The following is a 10,995-nucleotide window of genomic DNA, read 5'->3' as shown; positions in this document are numbered from 1 at the left end:
TTAGTGTTCAGGGCGCGCGGTGGCAAAAATTTCCTCTAGGATTTCTGAAGCACCCTGTTCGCGCAGTTTCAAAGCTAAGCGTGTCCCCAGTTCTTCTGCGCTGGCAGGTTCTCCTGTGAGACTGTCTTTGACAAGGCGCTGGCCATCGAGACTAGCGACCAAGCCTGTGAGGGTGAGTTGGCCACTTTCAATGACGGTATGAACGCCAATGGGCACTTGACAGCCCCCTTCCAGTTGCCTTAGGAAAGCTCGCTCTGCTAAGCAACGCGCCGCTGTCTCTGGATGTTCAAGGGTTTTCACCAAGGCTAGAATATCTGCATCCTCAGCACGGCATTCGATGCCCAAGGCTCCCTGACCAACTGCATAGAGGGAGACTGTTGCTGGCAGGACTTGACTAATGCGATCGCCAAAACCCAGCCGTCGCAGGCCGGCCACTGCCAAAATTAAGGCATCGTATTCCCCGGCATCCAATTTTGCGAGGCGGGTATTCAGGTTGCCGCGCACATCCTTGAACGTCAGATGGGGATAGTAGTGGCGCAATTGTGCCAAGCGTCGCAGTGACGAGGTGCCAATCACCGTGCCTTCAGGTAGGGTATCAATGGTGTGTCCTGTCCATTTCGCGCCTAAAACGAGGGCATCCGCCGGGTCTTCCCGCTCAGTAATCGCGCCTAAAACTAAACCATCGGGCAACTTGGTGGGTAAGTCCTTGAGGGAGTGAACAGCTAAATCCGTTTCGCCCCGCAGCATCGAGAGTTCTAGCTCTTTGGTAAAGAGTCCCTTATCGCCAATTTTTGCGAGAGCGACATCGAGGATGTTATCCCCTTGGGTGGTCATTGTCACCACCTCAAAGGCGCGATCGCGATGGTGGGTTTGCAGCTGCGCCTGTACCCATTCCGTTTGCACGAGAGCCAGTTGACTTTTGCGGGAACCAATGCGAACCGGACGGGACGAGGTGGCAATCATAGCGTTGAGTGTGCAGCGGACAGCATCCAGCCATTATAGGTCGCGTGGATCCCAAGGGGCAAGAGCGCTGCCATCTCGGTATTCTAAGGGGCGGTACACGCAGCAATAATCCCCGCGGCTCCGCCAGAGACCACTTGAATAGGCACCCCTAGCGCCGCCTCGACAGTGGCTAAAGGCACATCATCGAGAAAAACGGGTTCATCGTGCTTGAGCATCAGATTGGGTAGGAGCAGGCGATCGCCCAACGGCTTGCCCTTGAGGTGATAAATCAAATCATGGCCTGTCAACAACCCCGTGACAGACATCTGCTGTCCCCAATAGTCACTGGCCAAGGCATAGAGGTCAAGGCGCAAGTTCTCAATTTGATTGAAGCGCGCCACCAAAGGTGCAAAAGCCTGTTCCACCGCATTGCCCACCACCCAACTGAGATGGCGTGGCTTTGGGAGGCGTTGGGGTAGCTGCGGCGCGTGAACATCAAACTCTTCTAAAAACAGGCGAATGGTTCCCACACCATTACTGAGCTGCGGATAATCCTGATAGTGGGCTGCGGGCGGTAAGGGCCATCCAGCAATCAAGAACCACTCATCCGCTAGCCAAGCAAAGGGGGTTTGCCACTGCTGTTCAAACTGCTGCTGCAAGGCCTGTACCCGTTGAATCACCTCTTGGGCATGGGCGGGGGTGACGGGAGTAAGTTCATCCTCAGCAGGACGAAAGCGGGTGAGACCCACGGGTACCACGGCCACTGAGAGCACCGTTGGCCAATCAGGATCATAAAACATCGCTAAGTCCCGCACCGTTTGCTCAAGACACTCCCCATCATTGATACCCGGACACACCACCACTTGGACATGGAGCTGGAGCCGGTGCTCTTGAAACCAGCGAATTTGTTGCAGAATCTCCCCTGCCCGTGGATTTTTGAGGAGGCGTTGGCGAACGCTAGGCACGGTGGCATGGACAGAGACATAGAGAGGAGAAAGGCGCAGTTGGGCAATCCGTTGCCACTCTGAGGGGAGCAAGTTGGTGAGGGTAATATAACTGCCATAAAGAAAGCTGAGGCGGTAGTCGTCGTCTTTAATGTAGAGGCTCTGCCGTTTGCCGGGGGGCTGCTGATCAATAAAACAAAAGGGGCAGCGATTGTTGCACTGCATCAACCCATCAAAAAGAGCCGTGGTAAACTCCAGCCCTAAATCCTCATCAATGTCTTTTTCAATTTCCAGAATGTAGGTTTGGCCGTCTTTGCCCAGTACTTCGAGGGTGAGGTATTCCTCGGCACAGAGAAACCGATAGTCAATCAAATCGCGGGGGCGATCGCCATTAATCGCCACTACAGCATCGCCGGGTTCAAATCCCAACTCAGCAGCAATGGAACCGGGTGCCACAGCAGCCACTACAGCCGGTCGAAGGGCGCGATCGCTCATAGGTCAGTGGTTCAAAACCAACAAGAAATCATCTGTTAAGGAGGCGGCAAACACCTCACTTTTTACTGTACTCTAGGCCGCCTAGCCTCTGAGGATTCTCAAAGCAGCCGTGGGGTTGATATAGTGGTGTTCTAAACATTTCTCAATGTTGACGAGGAACATGATGGGGTCATTGGCAATTAGCTTTACCGTCGGTGCCGGTAATTTCGTTCCCTTCTATGGGGTGCTCCTGCTGGGCTTAATCGCTGCCGTGAGCATTGGCCTCATCGCCTGGTACAACTCCAAGCGCCCTCCCGGCTGGGAAAATGCCGATCGCCCCAGTTTTATTCCCAACTTGAATCTCGAAGAGTCCGAGTCCACCCCCACCTCTGATGAGACCACAGATTCGTGAAGCTGTTTCGGATTCTCCTACAGGCGGCTTGGCCGACGATTGTTGCGGCAGCGATCGCTGGCCTTCTTAATGGCGGTAGCACAGCGGCGCTCATTGCTCTGATTAATGCCGCCCTGCAGAAAACCCCTGCCCTCCAGCGCCTATTACCTTGGGGGTTTATTCTCCTTGGGACACTCCTCCTACTGACCCACTTTAGCTCCCAAGTCCTGCTGGTGCGGGCTGCCCAACAGGCCGTCTATGAAATGCGTCTCCTCCTCAGCCGCCAAATTCTCGCCTCACCCCTACGCCAGTTAGAGGCCATTGGCAATCCCCAACTCCTTGCGACGCTGACAGAGGATGTGGAGGCGGTCTCCCGTTCCTTTTCCGTCCTGCCCAACCTGTTCAATGCCATTGCCATTGTTATTGGCTGTCTGATTTACATGGGGTGGCTGTCCCCGCCCCTCTTTTTTGCCCTTGTGGCCTTGATTGGCATTGGTACTGGCAGCTACCTATTTCTAGCGGGTAGAGCACGGCAATTCCTAGAGCGGGCACGGCAGCAACAGGATCAGCTCTTTCAGCACTTTCGGACACTCACCGAGGGCAACAAAGAACTCAAGCTCCATCGGCAGCGGCGGCTCGCCTTCTTCTATCGGGAATTGGCACCCACAGCTCAAAAAACACGGCAGCAAAACGAGCTGGGGTACATGGTCTTTGCCATTGCTGCCAGTTGGGGGCAGTTGCTGCTGTTTGTGACGATTGGCTTTTTTCTCTTTACGCTACCCCATCTACTGGGGGCGACACCAACCGTACTCTCCGGCTATGTCCTGACAATTATTTACCTGATGCTCCCAATGCAACAGGTCATTGATGCCATTCCGGTCTTTAGCCGTGCCAGTGTTGCCCTGAAAAAAGTGGAATCCCTGCAACTCAGCCTTGGGGATCCGCGCCAAGACATTAGCAGTCGGGGGGATCTCCCTCCCTTGGGCTGGAAAACCCTTTCTCTACGGCAGATCCGCCATCAGTACCACGGTAGCCGTGAGGATGAACCTGCCACCTTCACCCTAGGGCCATTGAGTTTAACGGTTGAGGCTGGGGAACTCCTCTTTATTGTTGGTGGCAACGGCAGTGGCAAATCCACCTTGGCGAAAATTATTACGGGACTCTACATTCCCGATCAGGGGGAAATTTGGGTGGATGATCACTGTTTGCAACCTGAAGACTACGAATGGTATCGCCAACACTTTGCCACCGTTTTTAGTGACTTTTACCTCTTTGATTCGCTGCTCGGAATTGAATCTCCAGAACGCTTAGCAGCAGTCCCAGAGTACCTTGAAAAACTGCGCCTCAGCCACAAAGTTCGCCTAGAAGGTAACCGCTTTTCCACTACCTCCCTCTCCCAAGGAGAGCGCAAGCGTTTGGGGCTATTGATGGCCTATCTCGACGATCGCCCCGCCTATCTCTTTGATGAATGGGCAGCAGATCAAGATCCTGTGTTTCGGGAGATTTTCTACCGTCAACTGCTGCCGGAGCTAAAGGCGCAGGGCAAAACGGTGTTTGTCATTAGTCATGACGATCGCTATTTTGACGTGGCCGATCGCCTGATCAAACTCGACTATGGCCAACTCGTGACCTAGGTAAACTGTTGGCTAAGCATCAAGGGGTTATGCACCGTGATTTTCTTTTTGTGAATTGAGATCATTTTTTGATCGCGAAGTTCCCCCAATAGGCGAGTCACGGTTACCCGTGTCGAACCAATGGCCTCGGCGATCGCCTGATGGGAAAGCTTCAAATCCACCGTGACGCCGGCACTGGTGGGAATGCCAAAATCACGGCAAAGAATCAGCAAAAAGCTGACCAAGCGGGATCCCATATCGCGGTGGGCAAGGGTCTCGATCATCATCTCCGTTTGCAGGATCCGCGATGACAGCCCCTGAATCATAAACATGGGCAAATCGGGGTCCTCGTGCATCGCCTTTTCCACCTGTTCGATGGGAACCGCCAATAACTCCACGTTCGTAAACGCCACCGCGTGGTAAAAGCGATCGGAGCGGGTGCCCGTAATCAGGGACAGCACCCCAAATACCGTATTTTCCCGCAGCAGCGCCACCGTAATTTCTTCACCTGCTTCATACACCCGTGAGAGCTTCACTGCCCCCTTGAGGAGAAAATAGACCTTTTCCGCTGGATCCCCCGGAAAGAAAATGGTTTTGCCGCGCTCATAGGTTTCAGTCGTGGATGGAAACAGGCCACTGGCCATGTGGCGAAAGACGGGTGCTAAGGGTTGATCTTTGTTCATGAGTCGTGTGTCAATCCAAGGTGGTTCAATGGGTGGTGTAGCGATCGCATAGCGTGCTGTCGGCATTGATATCCCCCCAACAATGCAACTCTCTCAACGCCAGCAAATCCTGCTCTGGGTGAAGAGTTCAGCATTGACAGATTAGTAAAACCAATTCAGGGGCATTTTTTTGTATCATGCCACACTTTTTTTCGAGAGAATTAACGGTGGACGCAAAAGTAAGTAACCCAATACCCCCACTAGAGGGACAAGGCTCCACCACCGCCACTGCGACTGTTCTACTCCTCGTCGTTGCCAGTCATCAACCAAGAGAACCGGCAAGAGCAGCGACAGCAAGCAAAAGTCAAGGGTCATCACATGGATAAAGCGGCTCGTCCGCCACTGCTGCCAAAAATCGATCCAGTCCCCTGCAATCCAGCCATAGCCAAGAAAGCCTACCGCCAATAGACAAATCCCAAGAGCCGTGATCCGCGATTCCCAAAGACGTACGCCTTTATTGAGTTCCCCTGTGAAGCTGGGTGCAGGCTGGCGCAGAATGAAATAGGGTAAGAGGGCAAACGCACCCACGGCAAAACTAAAAGCTGCAAATGGCCATGCGGGAAACCGCTGTCCTTGACCATCCACGACGAGGAATACCGTATAGATTAGTGGCCACACCCCCATGAGGTTAAAGAGACTGACAATCAGTGGATTGATGCCCTGCCAGTCTCCCGTGGCGAGTCGTTGAATTAGCGTTAGAGTTTCAGGGTGATCGGGGGGAGCAAAGCCAAAGCTGTAGACCATCAGTCCCACCCAGAGAACCGCAAAGAATATCCGCAGTCCTCGATATGAGTTGGCAAAGATGCTGTCAGCTGCCGTTTCTTTGACCGTCATGGAACGTTAGTGGTTAAGCTCGTTTCGGGTATCCCGGCTTTTTGCAGCTGCTTCGTAAATTGGGGAAGTACCCGTTGACACTGGCGAATAAAAGCCGTTAACCAGTTTTGCAAATGCTCTAGTTGTTCCTTGCTCAGGTACACGTCACGGGTGGATTGGTACGACTGACAAACTACGCGACCCTCATTGGTCACACTAAAGTCAGCAAACCAACTGCTGTAGGGACGGGTGCCCCGCCAATAGTTGGCCACAATCATTTTGCCAAGGTATTTCTGGGCAATCTCGCCAATTTTGTTAAAGTGTTCAAGCACTTCCGCCAAGGTGAGGAGTTTAGCTGCTGGCTCTTTTGTCTCCTCCAGCTGAGGTAGGGTGATCTCGGTGAGGTCTTCTCGGGGTTGTCCCCCTAGCCCCATCAGCGCAAAGAGTTTTTGTTCCAGATTGGCAAGATAGCTATTATAGGTTTGGCCGTTGCGACTGAGGGTTTGGTGCATCCGCACAATCAGGTCAATTTCTGCCAACTTGGTTGCGGCCAAGGATTCCAAACGCGCCAGTTGATCGGCAAAGGCTTGACTGTCACTTTCGGTCTCACTCACGGTCAGCCCAAGGGATTCAGCACGCTCTGCAAGCAGACGGCGGATGTAGTAGCGAGTCATGGGTGTGAGCGACATAGTCCTAAACCTCAAACGCAGCCAAAGTGGAACACAGGCGGAATGTGAACTTTTGTAAATCAGCTTAACATGTCTCCTAGCTTTGTTGCAAAATATGGAGGCCGTATTTACTGGAGAAGCTTCCAGCAGCAGTAGAAGTTAGCTTCAGGCAAAAGTGGAGTCATTCCTTCTATCTCTCTATCAATGTAGGGGATAGGGGGTGCTACTTGCTCAGTGATTTCACTGAAATTTACTCGTACGTTGACAAATTTAATATAACCTAAAACAGCTAGGATTACTGAGGTTTGGGGTTTTGGTGGGGGCGTCCAAGTCTTGATATCAAGAAAGGGGGCGATCGCCCCCAACGACAACATTTGACTTTACTTTTCTTTCCTCTTGGTGTTAACCAAACCCTAACTAGCGGTCACCAATTCTGCCAGCCGTTTCGAGGCCACGGCCAAATGACCGTTCTCCAGTATTTCATCGGCATCAAGGACGTTGAGCGCCATGATCATCCGTGCGATCAGACCCGTCCAGCCCGTTTGATGACTCGCACCTAGCCCCGCGCCATTGTCGCCATGGAAGTACTCATAAAACAGGATCAGATCTCGCCAGTGGGGATCACTTTGGAATTTTTCGGTGGCACCATAGAGGGGTCGCCGTCCTGATTCATCCTTGAGGAAAATACTGGCCAAGCGGCGGGAAATTTCTGCCGAGACCTCCCAGAGGTTGAGCCAGCGTCCTGAACCCGTTGGGCATTCCACCGTAAACTCATTGCCGTAATAGCCATACATTTTGCGGAGGGCTTGCACCAAGAGTGCGTTGACGGGCATCCAAATGGGGCCACGCCAGTTGGAGTTACCGCCAAAGAGGCCAGTGGTGGATTCGCCGGGTTCGTAGCTGACGCGATAGGCCTCGCGACCGACTTGGAAAATATAGGGGTGATCGTAGTGGTGGCGAGAGAGGGCACGGATGCCATAGTCACTGAGAAATTCGGTCTCATCTAACAGGCGGGTGAGAATACGCCGTAGCTTGACCTCGTTGACGGGCGAGAGCAACCGCCGCTGTTTCACACCGGGGCGATCGATAGCGTTAATGTTGACCAAAAGCTCAGGATGGCGGGCATTAAAAGCGGCAATACGCTCCTGAAAACTCGGCAGCGAGTCTAGCAATTCCTCAGAGAAAACAGCAGTGGCACACAGGGGCAACAATCCCACCATCGAGCGCACTTTCAGGCGCTGAGCACGACCATCGGGCAGGCGCAGCAGATCATAGTAAAAGCCATCCTTTTCATCCCAGAGTTCATCTTTCTGGATGCCAACGCGATCCATCGCCCCGGCAATATAGACAAAGTGCTCGTAGAATTTGCAGGCCATGTCCTCATAAACGGGATTGTGCTGAGCTAGCTCCAACGCCATGGAGAGCATATCAAGGGCAAACATCGCCACCCATGCGGTACCATCGGCCTGCTCAAGAACACCACCGGTGGGGAGAGGGGCACTGCGGTCAAAGACGCCGATGTTGTCTAAACCAAGGAAGCCACCTTCCATGACATTGTTGCCGAGGGAGTCCTTGCGGTTGACCCACCAAGTAAAGTTGAGCATCAACTTGTGGAACACGCTCTCAAGGAAGGCCAAGTCGCCTGTGCCTTTGTTCATGGCTTTGTCCAAGAGATAGATTTGCCATGTGGCAATTCCATGGACGGGGGGATTCACATCGCCAAAGTTCCATTCATAGGCGGGAATCTGACCGTTGGGGTGCAGGTAGAGTTCATTCACCATCAGCTTGAGTTGCTCTTTGGCAAAGTCCATATCCATGAGCGCTAGGGGTGCACAGTGGAAGGCCAAGTCCCAAGCGGCAAACCAAGGATATTCCCACTTGTCGGGCATGGAGATAATGTCGGCGCTTTCAAGGTGAAACCAAGATTTGTTGCGGGTAACAATGCGCTCCTCAACATCGGGGGGCAAGGTTTTGTCTTCCAGCCACTGCTTGACGGGGTAGTAGTAGTATTGCTTTGTCCACATCATGCCGGCAAAGGCTTGACGAACCACATTGCGCTGGTCAGCGGTGCAGTCACTGGGGATGAGGTGATCAAAGAAGAGATCCGCTTCGGTGCGGGCTTGGTTGAGGCGATCGCTAAACGCATTGCCGAAGCTGAGGGGGCTACTTTTGGCAGGTGCGAGGCGTAGTTGAATGATCTCAACCCCTTGGGCAGGAACGGTGACCTGATAGTGGGCGGCCACCTTGGTGCCGACTTTACCGGGGTTGACGGCGTTTTGCTCGCCATTAATCAGGTAGCGGTGAAAGGCATCCTTGACGTAGGGTGAAGCATTGGGCTGGCCAAAGAGCCGCTCAAAGTTGGTTTCGTTCTCGGTGAAAAGAAATGGCACCGGGCGATCGCTAGCAAACTCATACTCCCCTAGTTCCCCATAGCGTGCCCGCACCAGTGTCGCATCCATTTGCTTGAGTTCAGGTTTGGCGGGAATGTGCCCCGGTGTCCAACTCCACGTATTGCGGTACCACAGGGTGGGCAGAACGTGCAAATGGGCAGCTTCGTTGCCGCGATTGTGAATACTGATTTGGATCAAAATATCATTGGGAGCAGCTTTGGCATATTCAATAAAGACATCGAAGTAGCGATCGCCCTCAAAGACACCTGTATCCAAGAGTTCATACTCCGCTTCAAAGCGGCTGCGGTGGCGATTGGTTGTCACCAAATCCAAATAGGGATAAGCCGCCTGCGGGTACTTGTAGAGGTACTTCATATAGGAGTGGGTGGGCGTGCTGTCAAGGTAAAAGTAATACTCCTTAACGTCCTCGCCATGATTCCCTTCATTGTTGGTCAAGCCAAAAAGCCGTTCCTTGAGAATCGGATCGTTACCATTCCAGAGGGCAAGAGCAAAACAAAGCCGCTGCTGGGCATCACAAATGCCACCGAGGCCATCTTCACCCCAGCGGTAGGCGCGCGATCGCGCCTGATCATGGGAAAAATACTCCCAAGCATTGCCGTCGGCGGAATAGTCTTCCCGCACTGTGCCCCACTGCCGCTCGCTCAAGTAAGGCCCCCAAGATTTCCAAGGGTTGGCTTGGCCATGCACTGCATGGAGTCGTTCCAGTTCGGGATTAGCACGGGAGACCATCTTTAACCTCGCGGGTGATCGGAAAAAACTATAAACACTTATAAAATTAAATCAAAGCTATTATAAAAGAAGCTTATAGGTTAAAGATAAGCAAAATATCGTCAATCCCCAAGAAAGGAAACATTAAGGTTGGGCAACCTGTTAGGGCGGATACCGCCCTTTTCTGAACTAGGGATACCATCCCCTGCAATAGGGACTTTTGCAGTGTTGAGCGTGTTCTATCCTTGTAAAAAGCGAAGTATCCGATACCAAACTTAGCTTGACGTTCTCTCCAATCTCCGCGATGATGGAAAAAGAGGTTGATTGTCTTGCTGGTTCAACGTAGGCTATTTGGAAAAGAATTTCTCCTAACGTCTAGTCTAGTTAAGAAAGCATTCGCAACCGTCTCTGCCCCAAGGGAGTGGCCTAACTGGCTCAACTCTAGCTGGGGCTTGTTAATGTGTTTGAGAGTTTTATGACATCTGTTTCGTCGTTGCCTTCGCGCCCCCTGCGTCCCAACTGGGGGGTGATTTTTTTTATGGGCGTTGTCCATTTGGGAGCGTTGCTGGCCTTTGTGCCGGGGCTGTTTTCATGGTCGGCAGTGCTCCTCTGTTTTGTCCTCTACTGGGTGTCCGGTGGCCTAGGGATTACCTTGGGCTGGCATCGCCTTGTCACCCATCGCAGTTTCCAGTGTCCAAAATGGCTGGAATACTTTTTTGTCTTTTGCGGTAGCTTGGCCTGTGAGGGTGGAATCATTGAATGGGTCGGCCTCCACCGCAATCATCACCTCCACTCCGATCAAGAACTGGATCAGCACAATTCCCAAAAAGGGTTTTGGTGGTCGCATATGGGCTGGATGCTCCAAGAAGTACCCGCCAAGGCAGAGGTGGAACGCCTCACCAAGGACATTAACACTGACCCCGTCTATCGCTTTTTGAATCAGTACTTTGTGCCCATTCAAGTGGTTCTAGGGGTCTTACTGTATTTGTGGGGTGGGCTGCCCTTTGTAGTTTGGGGCATTTTTGTCCGCCTTGTACTGGTGTATCACCTCACTTGGTTTGTGAATAGTGCCACCCACAAGTTTGGCTACCGCACGTTTGAATCGGGCGATCGCTCCACGAATTGCTGGTGGGTTGCCCTCTTGACCTTTGGCGAAGGCTGGCACAACAATCACCACACCTACCCCCATTCGGCACGTCACGGTCTGCAATGGTGGGAATTTGATATTACGTGGATCACGATTCGGGCACTGCAAGCCATGGGTCTGGCCCAAAAGGTGCGGCTGGTGGAAGCGCCTACGAATCACTAA

At 52.7% G+C, this 10,995-nt stretch carries 9 protein-coding genes; 3 read left to right on the top strand and 6 right to left on the bottom strand.

Going from position 1 to position 10,995, the window contains the following annotated elements:
- Together hemC and NBE99_RS05125 are read right to left on the bottom strand one after the other, a co-directional pair.
- Nucleotides 1–963, bottom strand: coding sequence for a hydroxymethylbilane synthase (gene hemC, locus NBE99_RS05130; RefSeq protein ID WP_250683408.1), 963 nt, complete (start codon nucleotides 961–963; stop codon nucleotides 1–3).
- Between the two features lie 83 nt (nucleotides 964–1,046).
- Nucleotides 1,047–2,381 carry a TIGR03279 family radical SAM protein gene (locus NBE99_RS05125; protein ID WP_250683407.1) on the bottom strand — a complete coding sequence of 445 codons (1,335 nt, stop codon included), beginning with the start codon at nucleotides 2,379–2,381 and terminating at the stop codon, nucleotides 1,047–1,049.
- 160 nt (nucleotides 2,382–2,541) lie between these two features.
- Here NBE99_RS05125 and psb35 point away from each other — a divergent pair, with 160 nt between their 5' ends.
- Both psb35 and NBE99_RS05115 read left to right on the top strand, forming a co-directional pair.
- Entirely contained in the window at nucleotides 2,542–2,772 is a 231-nt protein-coding gene (gene psb35 / locus NBE99_RS05120) for a photosystem II assembly protein Psb35 (RefSeq protein ID WP_315897293.1), read from the top strand.
- On the top strand, nucleotides 2,769–4,385 hold the full coding sequence (locus NBE99_RS05115) for a cyclic peptide export ABC transporter (RefSeq protein ID WP_250683406.1): 1,617 nt from the start codon (nucleotides 2,769–2,771) through the stop codon (nucleotides 4,383–4,385). The genes psb35 and NBE99_RS05115 overlap by 4 nt, the downstream gene beginning before the upstream one ends.
- On the opposite strand, the gene ntcA is transcribed toward NBE99_RS05115, so the two are convergent.
- The 4 genes from ntcA to NBE99_RS05095 form a co-directional block, all read right to left on the bottom strand.
- On the bottom strand, nucleotides 4,382–5,047 hold the full coding sequence (gene ntcA / locus NBE99_RS05110; protein ID WP_190278317.1) for a global nitrogen regulator NtcA: 666 nt from the start codon (nucleotides 5,045–5,047) through the stop codon (nucleotides 4,382–4,384). The genes NBE99_RS05115 and ntcA overlap by 4 nt on opposite strands.
- 174 nt (nucleotides 5,048–5,221) lie before the next feature.
- A complete protein-coding gene (locus NBE99_RS05105) occupies nucleotides 5,222–5,920 on the bottom strand; it encodes a DUF2834 domain-containing protein (protein ID WP_250683405.1) in 699 nt (232 codons plus the stop codon).
- Complete coding sequence (locus tag NBE99_RS05100) at nucleotides 5,917–6,588, bottom strand: hypothetical protein (RefSeq protein ID WP_250683404.1); 672 nt, start codon at nucleotides 6,586–6,588, stop codon at nucleotides 5,917–5,919. Before NBE99_RS05100 ends, NBE99_RS05105 begins: the two co-directional genes overlap by 4 nt.
- Nucleotides 6,589–6,980: 392 nt before the next feature.
- Nucleotides 6,981–9,707, bottom strand: coding sequence for an MGH1-like glycoside hydrolase domain-containing protein (locus NBE99_RS05095; RefSeq protein WP_250683403.1), 2,727 nt, complete (start codon nucleotides 9,705–9,707; stop codon nucleotides 6,981–6,983).
- A 454-nt stretch (nucleotides 9,708–10,161) separates the two neighbouring features.
- Here NBE99_RS05095 and NBE99_RS05090 point away from each other — a divergent pair, with 454 nt between their 5' ends.
- Nucleotides 10,162–10,995, top strand: coding sequence for an acyl-CoA desaturase (locus tag NBE99_RS05090; RefSeq protein ID WP_250683402.1), 834 nt, complete (start codon nucleotides 10,162–10,164; stop codon nucleotides 10,993–10,995).

The organism is Thermosynechococcus sp. HN-54, assembly GCF_023650955.1.
Classification (GTDB): domain Bacteria; phylum Cyanobacteriota; class Cyanobacteriia; order Thermosynechococcales; family Thermosynechococcaceae; genus Thermosynechococcus.
Note: the sequence above shows the minus strand (reverse complement) of the source record. Positions and strands in the feature narration are given on the sequence as shown.